We start from the raw sequence: 17,375 nt of genomic DNA, 5'->3' as shown, positions 1-17,375 counted from the left end.
GCGGCAATCAAAGACTTTGCCTTTTCTTATTGATTTTAATATTTGTAAGTTTCTTGTTTCTGTTTATAATTAGAAACATATGTTAATGTTCCGCGCCTTAAAACTGCTTATCAGATGAGCATTCCCGGAATGTTACGTGAGACGTTTTAAAATATACTGGCTAAAGAAGAAAGGTGTTTTTAAACTTGAGAGGATTCATCAAATGGGCAGGATTGGCAATTCTGTGTATCGGCTTGTTCGCCTGTACATCTAACAAGAATGCCGAAAATGTTCATTATGCAAAAGACGACAGACAAACATTGGATATTTATACACCACAGACAAACAAGGGTGAAAAACATCCCGTTCTCATCTACCTTCACGGTGGAGGATGGACAAGCGGCGACAAAAGCAGAGCGGCTTCGAAACCGGCATTTTTTACAGAAAACGGCTATGTTTTCGTATCTGTCAACTATCGGCTTCATCCCGATGTTCAATATGATGAGATGGCTGATGATGCGGCTAAGGCCGTTAAATGGGTGATGGATCATGCGGATGAGTATCAAATCGATCCGTCAAAAATCAATGTCATGGGACATTCGGCAGGGGGGCACTTAGCCGGCTTAATTGCCGCAGATTCAACATATTTAAATCGTGTCGGCCTCACACCGGCCTCGCTCAATTCGATTGTTGTTTTAGATGGACCCTTGGATATGAAGCGATTCATCGAAGCGATCCCGTCTTATAAAAAAGTGTTTGGTTCCGACGAAAAGGTGTGGGCAGAAGCATCGCCGCTCTCCTACATCAACAACTCAAAATTGCCGCCTGCCTATCTCGTAACCCGCTGGGAAGATCCTGCCGTTTACAAATTTGCGGAAACCGTAAACAAAGCGAAGGCAACGGATTTTGTGTATCAAGTCAACAGCTTATCTCACAGTGATTTAAATAAGATGTTCGGCTCTCCGGATGCACCGGCAGAAGCACAGAATCTGACGAAAGCGGTTATGGCATTTTTAGAGAAGGAAAATAAATAGACGAAGCGGCCGATTTGGCCTCCTACATGCACCTTTCTGAAAGTGTATAAACAGGCCGGAATTTCAAATCCGGCCTTTCTCACACTCGGCACCCCCTCACTCATAAAACATCGATCTGCAAAATCCCAAAATATAAACAAAACATTAATAAAATCACGCCATTTGATTAACAAATTTACGATACGATCATATAGAGCTTGATGGTTGGGAAAAGCATTTTGGAGAGAAGATTAAGAGTAAGGGAGAAATGATGTGAGAATGAAACGATTAAGGGTGAGGAAGCATTTACTGATAGCTGTCTGTTCTTTGGCACTTCTTCTAAGTTCCCCGATTGTAGGCGATGCGAGCGCAGCAACTAAACCAACAACCGCAGCTTCGCCGCACTCTTCTGGATTTTTCGTAGACCATTACAAAAATAATATCTCTGCTAATACGACGGTGGAATCCAATCCTGTCATCGGGGTGCTTTCCGAATTTAATAAACTTTGGATTCCCGGAAAGACGTGGAATACTGGTACTAAACTGGACAGCAGGGTGTTGGATGCCAATATCCAAAAAGTCGTAGATATTGCTGAACGCCGCACGATGCTTGAGGCAAATGCTGCATATTTTGATGATCGGAGGAGCCAGAGCTACAGTATGATTGACGGCCTCGGCAAGCTTGCTGACGTCTATCGAATGAACGCGGGAGCGACGACAACGATCACCAGTATCCCGGCAGATGCCTTGATTAAAAAATATCATGATGAAGGAACCAATTCAGGCAGCACTAACTCTGAACTTGGTAATGTCGTGAGTTTGGTCAATACTTTACGAGGCAACTATTCTTCATCGAATCCGGCTAAAGGCTATTTCAATTATCCCCGCCCGTTTCGCTGGAAAGACAATTCGATCATTGTTCCAACGCTTATTCCCGTCATCAATCCTGATCCGAACAAAGACGGAGGTTTTCCAAGCGGACATACGAACGCCGCATATCTCAGCGCTTTTGCCATGGCCTATGCGATACCAGAGCGTTATCAGGAGCTGCTGACTCGCGCTTCTGAACTCGGTCATAACCGGATTGTTGCAGGTATGCATTCTCCGCTGGACGTCATGGGGGGAAGGGTCATGGCAACGGCGTTGTCGGCTGCGATCCTGTCTGATCCTGACAATGAAAGATTGAAGAAAGCGGCTTATGATGAAGCCCATCGTAAATTATTAACGCAACACGGTAAAGCCGAAGACAGATACAGCGATTATGAAACGAATAAAAAACAATATACGGAACGATTGACATATGGATTTCGTCAAATGAACACAACCGCTAAACCAATGACAGTTCCAAAGGGAGCCGAAGTCCTGCTGGAAACACGTTTTCCTTACCTTGACAAAAAACAGCGCCGTTTGGTTTTAGCCACTACCGGTCTTCCGTCCGGCTATCCTGTTCTTGATGATGCAGAAGGATGGGGAAGGCTTAATCTCTTTTCCGCCGCAGATGGGTATGGTGCTTTTACCAAAAATGTTACTGTGAACATGGATTCTGCAAAAGGCGGCTTCCATGCAACAGATCGCTGGTGCAATGACATCTCCGGCGCTGGAAAGCTGACCAAAAAGGGGACAGGCACTTTGAAGCTGGAAGGGAATAACACATATTCCGGCGGTACACGGATTGATCAAGGGACGCTTGAGGGCGGTTCGGAGACAGCTTTCGGGAGAGGTGACGTTTCTCTAGGCGGAGGCACCCTTAGGGAAGATGTGCCGGGAAAACTGGTCATCGGAGGAGACTATAAACAATCTGCTAAAGGAATACTTGAACTTCAGCTCAGCGGCAAAAAAGATCAGCTGAAAATTAAAGGCAAAGCAAAATTGAAAGGGACATTGCGTCTCAATTTTGCGGACAATTATGTACCGGCTGATGGATCGGCGATCATAACCTTCCACAAGCGTCATGGATCATTTTCTTCCGTCGAGACCAGGGGATTGCCAAGCAAGTATAAAGTGAAGCTCATCTATAAGTCCAACAGAATTCAGTTGAAAATTGATCAAAAGGGTAGAAGCTGATCTGCAAGAGGATTCACGTCATCAAAAGTTGCAAGCTGGCGCTTATTGCCGCCAGCTTGTTTTTAGTTTTGACGAAGTCACAGCCAGAATGGCTTCCTATCTGGAATGGGGGATCTTAAAAAATAGTCGGCACCATTCCCCCGTCCATACGGATCGGAGACCCTTTAAATGCGGATGCATAGGGACTGCATACAAATGCAGCCAGTCTGCCGATTTCAATTGGCTTGATAAATCGCTGTATTTCGGATTGAGGCAAGTTTGTCGTCATAAATTTCTTCTCTTTTTCTGAAAAAGTCATCCCTTCATCAGGGTACATTCCCTCAATGATTTGCTTCACATTCTCAGAGAGCGTCGGCCCAGGCATGATCGTATTGACTGTCACTTCTGTTCCGATTGTTAATTTTGATAAGCTTTTTGACAATGATAATAGCATTGATTTTGTCATACAATACTGAGGCATCTGGCCTGAAGGCATAATCGCTTCTTCACTTGCAATAAAGATGATGCGGCCAAAATCATTTTTCAGCATTTTAGACAAATAAAATTTAGTTAAACCATTTGCGGCAAGAACATTGGTGCGGAAGTATTTTTCCCATACTTCATCATCGACGTCCTCATATTGCATCATTTCATAAATGCCCATATTGTTAACTAAAATATCGATTTGAGGGTATTTTTTAAATAAAGCTTCCCTTTGCCTAATATCCACGATGTCAGCCGCGGCATTTTGAGGAGAGGTAGCCGGGAAAGCTGATTTTATTTCATTGACTGTTCGTTCTACCTCTTCATCATTTCGTCCGTTAATGAGTACATGAACGCCTTCTTTGGCAAGTTCAATAGCGATTGCTTTGCCGATCCCTTTCGTCGATCCGGTAACTAAAGCTGTTTTATTGTTCAATCCCATATCCATCAAACATTTCTCCTATTCTAGTTAAGTCCATTCAGCCGGGTTTGCTTCCTCCAATTAGAAGGAGTCTCGCCTTCCCAAAGGCGGAAGGCCCGGTAGAACGAGTTCTGATCTTCATATCCAATCAGAAAGGCGACTTCTTTAATATCGAGCGAAGGGTCTGCCAAGTACTCCCGCGCCTGCTCATGTCTGACTTGGGTCAACAGATGTTTAAAGCTAGTGCCTTCGTCAGTAAGCCGGCGCTGCAAGGTGCGGCCGCTCATTCCCAATTCGCTCGCGACAGTCTGAATGTCGGGGTGCCCTCCTGGAAGTGTGCGTTTCATGATCCACTTGACCGCTCCGGTGATTGAAAGGCTATTTTGCTGATCATTCACCAATTGATCCAGCACGGGAGTCAGAATCTCCAGCAACTCTGCGTTATACGAGACAAAGGGGCGGTCCAAATCTCCTCGATCCAGCGTCAGCCGGCTGCGATTTGCACCGCTTCGGATACGGCAGCCGAAGTATGCTTCAAGTGCCTGCAAGTCGCCCATTGGGTGTGAAAACTCGACTGACTTTGCTGTCAAAGGCAGACCTGTGCCCCTGCGCCCGAGCTCCAGAAGAAATGCCAGCGTAATGCCGATCAAGAGCGGTGGACCGGGTTGCTTATCATCCAACCATTCCAGTTCGATTGCACAGTGCTCACCTTCCTCAGTGATACGCAAGTTTTCGGGAGGGCATAGTTGTTTGTAGCGGGCCATTCGCTTTAAAGCGTCACCGTAGTCACGGGCATGGTAAGCCGCTAACACAGCCGGAGGGTAATGTGCCGGCTCAAAGCCGGCCGCAAGCTTGATGATTCCCTTGGAAACGTCATCAACAAGATCGGAATACGCCTGCCAGATGGCGAAGTATTGGGTAGTCGTGACAACTGGTTCAGTCATCACGGTGAGCGGCAGCCGGGCTTTTCGAAGCACGTCAGGGGCGTTAATTCCTAATTGACGCAACCCTGCCCAAAACCCTGCCGGGAATTTAATTCGAGTGTGAGACATCATACGTATGAGCACTCCTTTAACTTTCTGCACCTTCGCTCGTTTGGTCGTCATTCCGTCCTGCCTTGTTGGCGGGACAGTTATAACTTTACCTATTCATTGTCGGACTGTAACTAGCAAAGGGCGACATTTAACTTGCCGATTACGCCGAACGTGTCAGCTCGCCATATGCGTACGAAGGCTGTGACAAGCAGGCGCCTTTAATCTATCATGACCTTCAAATAGGGGGGCATTAAACAGCACAAGTATTTCTTTCGCATCATGAATTTCAATCTTCAATTGATGAATTCAGTCCTATATGACAACAAGCCGGGAGAATCTCCCGGCTGTAAGATCATCCCTTCCCGATAGCGGGATTTCCTTTTCCCATCACATGTTTTCTTGCAATGAAAAAGAGGAGGACAGCGACAAAAAACTCGGAAAGCGGCAAGGATAGCCAAACTCCCGTGACGCCAATAAACTTAGGCAATATCCAAAGCAGGATGAAAAGGGACACGAAGCTTCGCAATATAATGATAACAACCGACGAGCCGGCCCGGCCAATGGATTGAAAGTAACTCATATAGACAAAGTTATAGCCAAGGAAGACATAGCCGATAAAAAATAGGCGGATTCCATCGATGGCCAGTTGCTGGATTTCGGTTGATTCAATTCCGAATAAGCCTACAAGGAATGGTGCAGCCCCCCAGCCGATAACGAGCAAAAGTATACCCAGGATAACAGCGGTCTTTTCCCCAATCTTCATGCTGCTTTTGATTCGTTCGCTTTCTTCAGCACCATGATAATAGCTAATCAGGGGCTGAAGTGCCATTTCAATGCCGAAGAATGACAGGAACATGAACCCGTGAAGGTAGTTAATGACTGAGAAGGCAGCGACTCCTTCCGTGCCTGCCAGGCTGACCATTGCCAGGTTATACCCTGTTACAAATGCGAGGAGCCCGGCCTCTGCCAGAAAGCTTGGAAACCCGATGGCAAAGATGTGCATAAGGGATTTCCAAGACCACTGAAACGCCATCTTCCTCAGTTGCGCTTGACGGTTAAAGAAGTGCAGGGATAATACAAGCAGTCCGGCGAATCCGCCAAGCACTGTTGAAATCGCAGCGCCTGTTACTCCCAAGTTCAAAATCATGATCGTATAAAAATTCAGGATGATATTCACAATCGATGTCGTTGCAAGAGCCATCATCGAAAGCTTCGGACTGCCGTCATTCCTTACAAAAATACTTAAGACCTGTTCTAATGCGATGACCCAGCCGAATAAAAACATGACGCTTAAGTACTCTATGACGTAAGAAGAGGTATCGGAGTTTGCTCCAAGCCATACCGAAACGGCTTGAATGTTGAGAAGCCCGAACACCCCTAAGAGCACACTGATGATAAACGTAGAGGCGAGAGCCAATGAAAAGACGCTGCTTGCCATCTGAGGGCGATTCTCCCCGATGCTGATGGAGTACTTCGTTGCTCCGCCTATCCCAATCCACAGAGCGATGGCCATTATTAAAGAAATAACCGGATAGGAAAGGTTCACTCCAGCCAGTGCTGCGGTTCCAATGCCATTTCCCACGAATAGGCCATCAATTAAAATATTCGCTGACATTAGGATCAATCCAAGCGTTGCAGGGATGAAATATTTAAAAAACACTTGATTTACTGGTAATTTCATTAGCTGCTGATGTGTTTCTGTCATCATGTATTCCTCCTATAATGAGCTACAGGAGTATTCTAAACCTTCAAGTTACTTGAAGGTCAATCAAAACTTTGTCACCGGAATTTGGATTAAAGTGACAAAATGATCTGACTCCTTGATGACGGCGTCATCAAGAAATGAGATTTCAACAGGGATTCCCGCCAGCTCGTATCCCTCCTCCTTCAGCTGGCTTAAAACGAGCTGATAACTTTTCCTGATGTCCTCGTAGGGCCCAATATGGGGGTAACTCGCATACAACCCTTCGTTTAAATAGTCTTCACTGTCTCCCTCGTGCAGCAATTCAAATACGCCGATATATTTTACCGGTCCTTCTTGCTTCAAGCTCTCCATATCAACGATTGTTCCAATGTCTCCGGTGAAGAAGCCGTTATTCTCGATCGACTGGCTTGAAAGCGTTTCTTTATCCTTTAAATAAATGTCGTCGCCTTCCTCCATCAGGTCGACAGGCTTGTCAAAATACAGGTAGGAAATAGCCCGTTTTGGGAAATACTGAAATGTTAAAGCAGGGTGTTCGGCAAGTTTTATTCCTTCTTCGATTGTGGAAATTTTGTTTTCGATTCTCGCCGCACTGCGTTGGAGCCGAAAAATTTCCGTCCTGACTTCCTCAAGCTTCTTCTTCAAAATTTCCATCGTTGTTTCCGGAGTCCTTTTATCTAACTGATGCTGAATGTCTTTTAACGAAAATCCATTTTTCCTTAAAAAAATAATCGTATCCAGAACCTGAAATTGTTCAACACCATAATATCGATAGGATGTTTCAGGATCGGTATACTTTGGCCTGAACAGCCCGATTTCATCATAGTAACGCAGAGTCGATGCGGGCAGCTTGAAAAGTCGCGCTACTTCTCCCACACGGAATCGATTGTTCATCATTTTTCACCTCATTTGTTGGTTTTAGTGATATCGGCAATTACAGAGCTATTCGGTTATCGGATTTATGTATAAAGTCTACTTTTGACATTAGGTGAAAATACATGCCTGGTCAATAAGGAACCGCAGCCTGAAAAGAGGCTTTATGGCTAAACCAATCTTTTATCGTGAAACAGAACCGAAATAGATTTTCAAAAATAAATGAGGGCTTCATGATTGGAAGCCCTCATTTCCCATATTTATTTTTCCCTAACGGATGAAAAACGTGAATACAGTTTGGTTAAAGAAGCTCATTCAGGAAAAGTCCCGGCAAATTTATTGCTGAACTGCCCTTGTTCCTATCGAACGAAACCGCGGGTGCTCTGCCAGTATGGAACGCTTCATTTCTTTTACAACCGGGTGGTCTGATTTTAAAAATCGATGTTTCTCGTAAAGCCCGGCCAATTGCCCGTGATCTAGTACACCTAGTGTATCACTTAAGTGATAGGCGGCTTTTAAATCATGCGTAATAAAGAAATACGACATTCCAAAATCGTCTTTGAGCTCTTTTAACAAATCCAATATAAGCGTTTGGGTTACCATGTCAAGGCTGCTGACAGACTCGTCCAATACGATCAGCTTCGGCTTGAGCGAGACTGCTCTTGCAATATTAATCCGCTGCAATTGGCCACCGCTGAATTGGTGCGGATATTTAGTTAAATCCTCTTCAGTTAAGCCTACTCGTTCCAACAGCTCGATAATGGTCCGTTTTTGCTCGGCGATGGTGAGCCTTTCATAGTTTTCTAGCGGTTCTGCTATAATTTGTTCCGCTGTCATTCGCGGGTTAACGGACGAATATGAGTCTTGAAAAACAGCTTGAAGGTCGCGGCAGATTTTCCGCCGGATGGATTGATCTGCTTTATATAGATCATGACCTTGAAAAAAGATTTGGCCTGATTGAGGCCGTTCCAAACCGAGGATCACTTTTCCTAATGTGCTTTTCCCAGCCCCGCTTGGTCCAAGCATCCCTAAGCATGTGCCTTCCTCAATCGAAAAGCTGACATTGGAAAGGACTTGTTTCGATTGAATTTTCGATTTGAACAATTTACGCGCTGTATAATGATGAGTGACTTCTTTCACTTGTAATAAACTCACTTGTTCACCCCATATCAAATGCCGGTCTTCTTCATACCGACTCAAGTGGCAAGTTGATCTATTGGCAATGTCAACCGTGCACTTAATAGCCTCTTTGTATATTCATGCTTTGGTTCATCAAACAGCTGAAACACATCTCTATTTTCTACAATCCTGCCATTCTGCATCACAGCAACTTCATCCGCCATTTCAGCAATGACGCCCAGATCATGAGATATAAGCAAAATCGCCGTGCCGAAGTCAGAGCGTATGCCGTCTAAATATTTCAGCACTGTCTTCTGATTATACACGTCGAGTGCAGTGGTAGGCTCATCCGCGATGAGAATGGCCGGCTCTAAGCATGCTGCAATTGCAATCATGACCCGTTGAAGCATTCCGCCGCTTAATTGAAAAGGGTAAGAATGCAAAAGCTTAGCAGGGTGGGGTAAGTTCACATGGTGCAACGCTTCGGTCGCAAGCTCTTTCGCCTGTTTCTTGCTAAAAGATGTATGAGAGCGAATCGATTCGGTCATTTGCTGGCCTATCGTAAAAACGGGTGTAAAAGCGTTCATCGGATTTTGCATGATATAGGCAATATCTTTGCCGCGGATTTTACGCATTTCCTTATCTGCTAATCCGTTCAATTCACGGCCTCGTAATGCAATACTTCCTTCCACCTTGGTTGTTTTTGGATCAAACGTCTGAAGAATAGACATGCTCGTTACCGTTTTTCCGCAACCGCTCTCTCCAATCAGGCCAAGGACTTGGCCGCGCTTCAGTTCAAAATTGATGTCTTGCATCAGGGTTGAATGTCCTTTTTGATTGTTAACCTGTACATGTAAATCTCTGACTTGAAGCACTGTTGATTGTTCTGTTCCCAACTTCCTCATTCCTTTTTAAAATCGACGTTTGACACCGTATTTATCTGATAAGGTTTCGCCCAATAAATTGAATGTCACAACCACAACCATGATCATCACCCCTGGATAAATCATTAACTCGGGGTTCGTCCGAATATACGATTTACCTTCATGAATCATCGCTCCCCATTCAGCTGCCGGGGGCTGGACGCCTAATCCGAGAAAAGACATAGCGGAGATATCCATAATGGCCCAGCCCATTTCCAACGTACCGATGACGACGAGGGGAGGGAGGACATTAGGAATGATATGATTTTTAATAATTTTCCATTGTGAAGATCCATTGATTTTTGCCGCCGCAATAAAGTTCTCCTCTTTCAGACTCAGCACCATTCCTCTGAAGATTCTCGCATAATAGACCCATTGCACAAGCATGAGGGCCAGAATGACTTGAGGAAGTCCAGGACCGAATATGCCCACCAGGCCAAGAACTAAAATTAAGTTCGGAAAGGCCATCACACCATCGCAGCATCTCATTAACAGCTGATCAATCCATCCGCCTTTATATCCTGAAATCGTCCCGACAATGAGGCCGATAACGAGTGAGGAAATGAAAATGAGCATCGCGAATCCCAGAGAAATCCGGGCGCCGTACAAAAGGCGGGATAAGTTGCATCTTCCCAGATGATCCGTTCCTAAAGGAAACTCCCAGGATGGAGGCTGCAGCTTATATACCAAATGGACTTCAGCAGGATGATGCGGCGCAATCCAAGGGGCGAATACAGCGATGATAAAAAGGATGGTTAATATGATGGTGCATATCGTGACCACTTTCTGGCTTTTAAATATCCTGCGTATACTCATCATCATCGATGCTGCCCTTCTTTCCTTGAAATGCGCGGGTCAATATACATTTGAATGAGGTCAACAATTAAGTTGCTCAATATAAAAAAGGTGGCGGCTAAGAACACATAGCATTGAATGACAGGGATGTCCCGATTGAAAATGGCCTCAATAAAATAACGGCCAAAGCCTGGCCAAGAAAAAACGACTTCAACAATAATTGTGCCGGTGAGCAGCTTGCCAAGGTTCATTCCCAGACCCGTAATCATCGGAGAAATGGCCATTCGCAATACATGTTTGGCCATAATGTTCATCTTCGTCATTCCTCTTATGCGTGCAAATTGAACATATGGTTCTTGCAGGTTTTCGATGACACTTGCACGGAGCAGCCTTGTATACATCGCAATTAAAGGAAGCGCCAATGTCATCGCCGGCAGTACAAGATGCTGCCATGTCCCGATTCCCTCCACCGGCAAAAGGTCTAATTGAACAGAAAAGAAAAAAACCAGCATATACCCTAACCAAAAAGTCGGGACGGATGCCCCGAAAAAGGAAATGAAGCGGCTGATATGATCAACTGCACCGTTTCTTTTGATTCCCGCTAAAAAGCCGAGCGGCACACTGACAAGCACCGCGATTAATAAACTCCCAAGCGCGAGCTCGATCGTCGCCGGCATTCGGTGTGCAACTTCGTCCCAAACCGGCTGATTCGAAACATAAGATATGCCAAAATCAAGTTGGCATATCTTCAAAACAGAGTTTACATATTGAATAAAGAATGGCTGATCCAAGCCAAACTCATGTCTTTTTTGCGCTAAAATTTCATCGGTTGGCTGGATATGTGCTGCGGCTAAATATGCTTCAGCTGGGTCAACCGGTGAGAGATGAATCATTCCAGTTGTCAGAAGTGCAGCTAAAAGAAACACTGGAATAATAGACATGATTCGTTTCAATATATAGTTGCCCATAAAAGCCTCCTAGTGTTGCTGCTTGATGCGAATCCCTGTAAATGGATGTTCGTCACGGTTAGCAGGGAACGTAAAGTTGCTGATATTCTTTTGATATATCGCGGTCTTTTTAATATAAGAAATAGGAACGATGGCGCCCTGGTCTTGAAGTGATTTTAAAATAGATGAGTAGAGCTCCTGCCGCTCTTTTTCATCAGTCGTTTGAGGTACCTTTGCCATCTGCTTGATTAGCTCGTCCTTGTTTGGATAGGCTGAGATCGCTTCATTAAATCCGAATCCTTTGGAGGCGACAATGTTTAAAAATGTATGCGGGTCATAAGGCGCACCATAGTTGCTAAAGAAGTTCATATCAAACTCATTCGCTTTAAACCGTTTGACTTGGGTTGCCAATTCTACGCCTTCAAGATTCAGCTTTACCCCGATCGCTGCCCATTCTGCTTGCAGCGTTTCAGCCATTGTTTTTTGAATGGATTCCGCTGAATCATACATTAAACTAAATTCAAGAGACTTTCCGTCTTTCTCGCGCACCGTCTTTCCATTCGGAAGCTTCCAGCCTGCCTCATCTAATAGCGCTTTCGCTTTTTCTGTATCATAGTTGATTTGCTTCACATCAATATCAGACGTGTATGGGAAGTCTGTCGGCAAAATATGATCTGCTTTTTCTTCTAACCCGGAGGTGATGCCTTTCACCATAGCTTCTTTGTCAAAACCATAGTGCAGGGCCTGCCGCACGCGTTCATCAGAAAGCTGTTCTTTTTTCGTATTCATGACAAGCTGTCTTGTAGCCACTGGTTCAGAAAGGCTTGTTTCATATTGGCCTGTCGATTGCAGCTGCTTGTATGCATCCAAACTGATAACGCCTTCGCCGTAAATGAGGTCGAGCTCGCCTTTTTCAAATGCAAGCACCCTTGTTTCGGCGTCCGGGATGACTTTCACCTTGATTTTCTCGACTTTTGGCTTTTCACCCCAATAATGTTCATTGCGTTTAAAAACCGCATATTCATCAGCTTTACGCTCTTCCAATACCCATGGGCCCGTACCTACCGGTTTTGCGACACCCTTTGATGTATCGCCGTCTTTAGGGAAGCCCGCTTCTCCCAAAAACCGGACCGGCCGTACAACGGCTAGTTCCTGAATGGTTGGGTAATATGGTTCAGTTAATGTCAATTTAAATGTATGGTCATCGATCACTTCTGTTTGGGCTATTTTTGAAATAAACCCTAACCAGCTATGTAACTCAGTATGTTTTAAAATGGAATCAACATTCTTTTTCACAATTTTTGCATTAAACTTTGTTCCATCTGAAAATTTTACATTCTTACGCAAATGAAACGTATACACTTTACCGTCACTTGATATATCCCAAGATTCGGCTAAATGCGGTTTAAGCTTTCCTCCCGCTTCATAGGTAACCAAAGGTTCATATACCATCGACTGGGCAAATAATTGGGAAGGATTATACACATGCGGATTCATTTCGCCTATATCTCTAGGCCAAGCCATTGTGACCATATTTTGATGAGCTTTCTTCTCTGTTGAATTTCCTGAGGTTGTACATCCAGCTAATAAAATAGAAAAGGCGAGCAACAATAAAAAAGTAATTTTAATTTTCAAACTAATCCTTCCGCTAAGCATGCTTTGTTTCCTCCTAAATGAAGTTGATAATCATTTTCATTTTATGCAGGGGGCATACCCTTGTCAATGTAAGATATAGGAACTGCCTAAAAGGTGCGGAATAGGGGAGCGGCGGCATCCCGTGAAGAACGAGCGGAAAGAGGGAAAGACAAAATTGAAGTGGGCGAAGAATGAACTTTTTATTAAAATGGATTGTAAAAACGAAGCAATCAAAGTACACTTAATGATAATGATAATCATTTACGTTTGGAGTTGTAAACTCATGACATATACCGGGAGTGAAGAGCGATGAGCAGAAATGAAGTGTTTGATGTGACCGTTATCGGCGGGGGGCCGGCCGGGTTATATTCCGCCTTTTACAGCGGACTGCGGGGAATGAGAACAAAGATTATTGAATATCAGCCGATGCTGGGCGGAAAGGTTCACGTTTATCCTGAAAAAATGATCTGGGATGTCGGGGGACTAACGCCGATTTCCGGAGCCAAGCTGATCGAACAGATAGTACAGCAGGGGTTAACGTTTCATCCTGAAGTGCTGCTGAATGAGAAAGTCGAATCGATTGCCCGCAATAAAGAAGGGGTGTTTGAATTACATACGGCTGCCTCAGGGGTGCATCTGTCCAAGACGGTCATCGTTGCCGTGGGCGGTGGCATCCTTAATCCGCAAAAGCTTCAAATAGAAGGAGCAGAGCGTTTTGAAGTGTCCAACCTGAATTATACGGTCAAATCACTGCAGCATTTTAAAGATAAAACGGTCATTGTATCAGGCGGCGGTAATTCGGCTGTCGACTGGGCCAACGAGCTCGAACCTGTAGCGAAAAAGGTCTACCTCGCTTACCGCAAAGATGCGCTCAGCGGGCATGAGGCCCAGGTGGATCAGCTTCTGAACAGCTCGGTGAGCTGCTTCTTCCATACACAGATTACCAAGCTGATCGCTTCGGAAGATCATGAGGTGATCGAACGGGTCGAGCTCACGAACGCTCAAACCGGTGAGGTGATGGAGCTGCCTGTCGACGAGGTGGTTATCAACCACGGATATGAACGCGACACCTCGCTGCTGGAGAACAGCCAGCTTGATATTACCCGGGTTGATGACTATTATATTGCAGGTACTGCCAACTGCCAGTCTTCCGTGCCCGGACTGTATGCGGCGGGGGATATTGTGCATTACGAAGGCAAGCTGCACCTAATCGCCGGAGCGTTTCAAGATGCGGCAAACGCGGTCAACAGCGCCAAGCGCTTTATTGATCCCGAAGCACACAAGAGTGCGATGGTGTCATCGCATAATGAGGTTTTCAAAGAGCGCAACCGCGAGCTTGTGAAGAAGATGTTCGTGTAGAAAAGGACTATTTTCGCCCGTGGGAGCGGCTGATTCGTCAAGAGGATCTTGGAGATATAGCAAGGTCCTCTTTTTATTTAAACCAGCCTTTTTCCTTTGAACGAGTTATGGCTTCGATCCGATTTTTCACCTCAAGCTTTTCAAGAATCATGGAGATATAATTACGTACGGTTCCGCTTTTGATGCTGAGTTCTTGGGCGATTTCTTTTGTGTTTTTTCCGTCAGCCACAAGTTCGAGCACTTCTTTTTCTCTATCTGTGAGAGGGTTGGCCTCACTGTACATGTCTTCCATCAATTCAGGCGCATAGATCCGCTTTCCTTTCATGACGCTTCGAATGGCGCTCACAAGCTCTTCGCTTGGGCTGTCCTTTAACAAATAGCCTTTAACACCTGCTTTAATGGCTCGCTGAAAGTAACCGGGGCGGGCAAAAGTGGTTAAGATAATAATGTTGCAGCCTGTATCCTTTAATTCCTCAGCAGCTTCAAGCCCCGTCTTTCCCGGCATTTCAATGTCCATAATGCACACATCAGGCTGATGTTTTTTTGTGAAATCAACGGCATCCTGTCCGGTTGTGCCTTTGCCGACGACTTCCATATCATCTTCTAAATTCAGAAGCGATCCTAAAGCGCCCAAGAGCATTTGCTGATCTTCTGCAATAAATATACTAATCATGTAAGCCATCCTTTTTTGTTTATTTTGAGTTATTAGGAATTGACATGGTAAGCTTGGTGCCGTTTTTTGTATCAATGTGAAGGCTTCCGTTTGCAAATTCAAGCCGTTCTCTCATGCCAAGCAAGCCGTGTCCTTTTGAAAAGTACTTCTCTTCGCCTTGAAACGTTCCATCGTCAGTCACTGTAATGACAACTTCTTTCCAGAGCTGTTGGATGTCAACGCGGCAGGTCGTAGCCTGACTGTGTTTGACGACATTAGTGACAGCTTCCTTTAAGCACATGCTCAATATGTTTTCATTAAGCAATGAGATATTTTCCGGCAATTTATCTTCTTCATAGATAAACGCAATGCCGGCTGCTTCAAGAATTTGTTTAATGTTCATGATTTCATCCTTGAGCCTGATGCCTTTCATGGAGGATACGATTTTTCTGACTTCATTTAAAGAAGTTCTCGCAGTTTGCTGAACGCTTTTCAGTTCACGCACGGCTTGATCGGGATCTTTGTAAATTAATTTTCTCGCCAAGTCGCTTTTTAAACCGATAAGAGACAGCTTTTGTCCAAGTGTATCGTGGAGGTCGCGGGCAATCCGCTGCCGTTCTTCTAATTTAACCAAATTGGCAATCCGTTCATTAGCATACTCGAGCTTTTCTTCCAGGTGTTCGCGCTCCTTGCGGCTTCTAATACTGAACGGTAATAAAATCGCACTGATAAGGGTGATGACCACAAATGGAATTTGTGTCAGAAAAAATTCCTTTTTTAAGACGAGACTGAAGTTGGCAGCGACGGCTGCGCTTATTAAATGGACGTAATATAAAATGTGAAATGGGACTCGTTTTTTAATGTTCCCTATAAAATATGCGATAAAAAAAGCAAAATAAATATAGCTGAACAGCATAATCGAAGCGGTTGAAATGCCGATTAAAATAAACGCCCACAAATAAACGTCCCAGCCTTTTGAGACAAAAGCAAATCTGTATACCGCAAAAAATAAAAGTGTCAAAATGATGCCGACGACGATAACAAGTGTAGATGATGATTGCATGATAAAGTAGAAGGGAAGGATGAAAAATATCGTCCATATATACGGAGAGATCCCGTTCAGTTTTTGAAATGTAAAATGCTTTTTGACCATGATATAACCTCATTTTCAGCTTTTCATCTTTAAAGTAACTTTACCATTGCCGGAGCCGGATTGCATCATTGGACAATAAAAAGGAAGTCTTCTTGTTGATATAAGAAGACCTCCTCATCGTCAGGCGTTCTTCCGCAGCTTCTGGTTATCCGTTGAATCCGGCGAAAGACGGGAAGATGTTTGTTTCATGTCCCGAAAGGTTACAAATTGCTTTTTTTCTTCATCCCAAAGCCGGAACGCGAGTGATTGCAGGCTTGTTTTTAAAGTGATGGTCGGGACGTTTTTTAATGGTTCGTGCTGTTCATGTGCGGTTTCTAGTTTATAGTTAGGCACCTTTGGACTCAGATGGTGAACGTGGTGGTACCCGATATTGCCTGTAAGCCATTGAAGCAGTTTCGGGAGTTTATAAAATGAACTTCCTTCCACAGCGGCCTGAACATAGCTCCAATTTTCATCCGCTTCAAAATAAGAATCTTCAAATGTATGCTGAACATAAAACAGCCAAACGCCGATCGAACCCGAGATCAGAAAGATCGGACCCTGTACGAGCAAAAACGATTGCCAGCCAAAGATCAGGCAGCAGACAGCAGCCAATGCCGCGATTGCAAGGTTGGTGAGGTATGTGTTCACACGTTCCTTCCGTCTTGCACCTTTTTTGTTAAAGCGGTTTGTGATCAGAAAGACATAAATCGGTCCGAGAATAAACATGATAAACGGATTTCTGTAAAGTCTGTATGCGATTTTTGTGCGTAGAGGTGCGGCTTTATATTCGTTTACCGTCAGCAGCCAGATATCGCCTGTTCCGCGTTTATCCAGGTTGCTGCTTGTTGCATGATGAATCGAATGGCTGTGCTGCCATTGAAGATAAGGAAATAAAGTCAGAACGCCTGTCAAAAAGCCGAGAATATGGTTAAGGCGTTTTTGTTTGAAAAAGGATAGATGGCAGCAGTCGTGAAAAATAATGAAAATTCTCGTCAAAAACCCTGCGGCAATCACCGTTATTCCTAAAGTAAGGAGATAGGAGACATTGAGGCTGAAATAGGCAAGAAACCACAGTCCGAAAAAAGGAATAAGCGTATTGAAGAGCTGAATCAGACTGTTTTTGGTATCAGGCTGGGCAAACGCAGCAACCTGTTTTGTTAACTGTTTTTGTTTATGTGCGATGGTTTGTTCAGTCATAGTAAAGTTATCCTCTCATAAATAGGTCTTAAATTAAGTTTACGGCACAGAGAGATGTCTTTGTA

The 17,375-nt window shown here is 44.5% G+C and carries 15 protein-coding genes; 3 read left to right on the top strand and 12 right to left on the bottom strand.

Annotation, left to right across the window (positions count from 1 at the left end; translation table 11 throughout):
* Positions 1-185 precede the first annotated feature (185 nt).
* Positions 186-1,013: an alpha/beta hydrolase gene (locus tag MKX80_RS14550; protein ID WP_268342995.1), complete on the top strand. Its 828-nt coding sequence runs from the start codon at positions 186-188 to the stop codon at positions 1,011-1,013.
* Between the two features lie 258 nt (positions 1,014-1,271).
* The gene (locus MKX80_RS14545) at positions 1,272-3,056 is read left to right on the top strand and encodes a phosphatase PAP2 family protein (RefSeq protein ID WP_268343007.1); all 1,785 of its coding nucleotides are present in this window, start codon (positions 1,272-1,274) and stop codon (positions 3,054-3,056) included.
* 115 nt (positions 3,057-3,171) lie between these two features.
* Here the strand turns inward: MKX80_RS14545 and MKX80_RS14540 are convergent, their stop codons facing one another.
* From MKX80_RS14540 to nikA, 9 genes are all read right to left on the bottom strand, one after another.
* Complete coding sequence (locus MKX80_RS14540; protein WP_154994501.1) at positions 3,172-3,966, bottom strand: SDR family oxidoreductase; 795 nt, start codon at positions 3,964-3,966, stop codon at positions 3,172-3,174.
* Between the two features lie 17 nt (positions 3,967-3,983).
* Positions 3,984-4,991 (bottom strand): AraC family transcriptional regulator, encoded by a 1,008-nt coding sequence (locus tag MKX80_RS14535; protein ID WP_268343008.1) that lies wholly within the window; start codon positions 4,989-4,991, stop codon positions 3,984-3,986.
* A 334-nt stretch (positions 4,992-5,325) separates the two neighbouring features.
* Positions 5,326-6,681, bottom strand: a complete 1,356-nt coding sequence (locus tag MKX80_RS14530; RefSeq protein WP_268335610.1) for an MATE family efflux transporter — start codon at positions 6,679-6,681, stop codon at positions 5,326-5,328.
* 60 nt (positions 6,682-6,741) lie between these two features.
* Positions 6,742-7,572 carry a MerR family transcriptional regulator gene (locus tag MKX80_RS14525; RefSeq protein WP_244958263.1) on the bottom strand — a complete coding sequence of 277 codons (831 nt, stop codon included), beginning with the start codon at positions 7,570-7,572 and terminating at the stop codon, positions 6,742-6,744.
* Positions 7,573-7,884: 312 nt separating this feature from the next.
* A complete protein-coding gene (nikE, locus tag MKX80_RS14520) occupies positions 7,885-8,703 on the bottom strand; it encodes a nickel import ATP-binding protein NikE (RefSeq protein ID WP_182070314.1) in 819 nt (272 codons plus the stop codon).
* A 41-nt stretch (positions 8,704-8,744) separates the two neighbouring features.
* Positions 8,745-9,563 carry a nickel import ATP-binding protein NikD gene (gene nikD / locus MKX80_RS14515; protein ID WP_268342997.1) on the bottom strand — a complete coding sequence of 273 codons (819 nt, stop codon included), beginning with the start codon at positions 9,561-9,563 and terminating at the stop codon, positions 8,745-8,747.
* Between the two features lie 15 nt (positions 9,564-9,578).
* Positions 9,579-10,412 (bottom strand): nickel ABC transporter permease subunit NikC, encoded by an 834-nt coding sequence (gene nikC, locus MKX80_RS14510; RefSeq protein WP_216930335.1) that lies wholly within the window; start codon positions 10,410-10,412, stop codon positions 9,579-9,581.
* A complete protein-coding gene (gene nikB / locus MKX80_RS14505) occupies positions 10,409-11,353 on the bottom strand; it encodes a nickel ABC transporter permease subunit NikB (protein WP_182070316.1) in 945 nt (314 codons plus the stop codon). The genes nikC and nikB overlap by 4 nt, the downstream gene beginning before the upstream one ends.
* 9 nt (positions 11,354-11,362) lie before the next feature.
* Entirely contained in the window at positions 11,363-12,988 is a 1,626-nt protein-coding gene (nikA, locus tag MKX80_RS14500) for a nickel ABC transporter substrate-binding protein (RefSeq protein WP_268299051.1), read from the bottom strand.
* A 288-nt stretch (positions 12,989-13,276) separates the two neighbouring features.
* On the opposite strand from nikA, the gene MKX80_RS14495 reads away from it, so the two are divergent.
* The gene (locus tag MKX80_RS14495) at positions 13,277-14,326 is read left to right on the top strand and encodes an NAD(P)/FAD-dependent oxidoreductase (protein WP_182070318.1); all 1,050 of its coding nucleotides are present in this window, start codon (positions 13,277-13,279) and stop codon (positions 14,324-14,326) included.
* Positions 14,327-14,399: 73 nt separating this feature from the next.
* Here MKX80_RS14495 and desR read toward each other — a convergent pair whose 3' ends face one another.
* From desR to desE, 3 genes are all read right to left on the bottom strand, one after another.
* A complete protein-coding gene (desR, locus tag MKX80_RS14490) occupies positions 14,400-14,999 on the bottom strand; it encodes a two-component system response regulator DesR (RefSeq protein WP_154994485.1) in 600 nt (199 codons plus the stop codon).
* 19 nt (positions 15,000-15,018) lie between these two features.
* Positions 15,019-16,131, bottom strand: coding sequence for a sensor histidine kinase (locus MKX80_RS14485; RefSeq protein WP_182070319.1), 1,113 nt, complete (start codon positions 16,129-16,131; stop codon positions 15,019-15,021).
* Positions 16,132-16,251: 120 nt separating this feature from the next.
* Positions 16,252-17,310, bottom strand: coding sequence for a fatty acid desaturase DesE (gene desE, locus MKX80_RS14480; protein ID WP_154994481.1), 1,059 nt, complete (start codon positions 17,308-17,310; stop codon positions 16,252-16,254).
* Positions 17,311-17,375 lie beyond the last annotated feature (65 nt).

Origin of the sequence: Bacillus sp. FSL K6-0972 (genome assembly GCF_037976035.1) — a bacterium.
Classification (GTDB): domain Bacteria; phylum Bacillota; class Bacilli; order Bacillales; family Bacillaceae; genus Bacillus; species Bacillus haynesii.
Note: the sequence above shows the minus strand (reverse complement) of the source record. Positions and strands in the feature narration are given on the sequence as shown.

Excerpts from the sequence above, each read along its gene's own strand:
- MKX80_RS14545 (WP_268343007.1), top strand. The coding sequence starts at position 1,272 with ATGAAACGATTAAGGGTGAGGAAGCATTTACTGATAGCTGTCTGTTCT.
- MKX80_RS14540 (WP_154994501.1), bottom strand. The coding sequence starts at position 3,966 with ATGGATATGGGATTGAACAATAAAACAGCTTTAGTTACCGGATCGACG.
- MKX80_RS14535 (WP_268343008.1), bottom strand. The coding sequence starts at position 4,991 with ATGTCTCACACTCGAATTAAATTCCCGGCAGGGTTTTGGGCAGGGTTG.
- MKX80_RS14530 (WP_268335610.1), bottom strand. The coding sequence starts at position 6,681 with ATGATGACAGAAACACATCAGCAGCTAATGAAATTACCAGTAAATCAA.
- MKX80_RS14525 (WP_244958263.1), bottom strand. The coding sequence starts at position 7,572 with ATGATGAACAATCGATTCCGTGTGGGAGAAGTAGCGCGACTTTTCAAG.
- nikC (WP_216930335.1), bottom strand. The coding sequence starts at position 10,412 with ATGATGATGAGTATACGCAGGATATTTAAAAGCCAGAAAGTGGTCACG.
- nikB (WP_182070316.1), bottom strand. The coding sequence starts at position 11,353 with ATGGGCAACTATATATTGAAACGAATCATGTCTATTATTCCAGTGTTT.
- nikA (WP_268299051.1), bottom strand. The coding sequence starts at position 12,988 with ATGCTTAGCGGAAGGATTAGTTTGAAAATTAAAATTACTTTTTTATTG.
- MKX80_RS14495 (WP_182070318.1), top strand. The coding sequence starts at position 13,277 with ATGAGCAGAAATGAAGTGTTTGATGTGACCGTTATCGGCGGGGGGCCG.
- desR (WP_154994485.1), bottom strand. The coding sequence starts at position 14,999 with ATGATTAGTATATTTATTGCAGAAGATCAGCAAATGCTCTTGGGCGCT.
- MKX80_RS14485 (WP_182070319.1), bottom strand. The coding sequence starts at position 16,131 with ATGGTCAAAAAGCATTTTACATTTCAAAAACTGAACGGGATCTCTCCG.
- desE (WP_154994481.1), bottom strand. The coding sequence starts at position 17,310 with ATGACTGAACAAACCATCGCACATAAACAAAAACAGTTAACAAAACAG.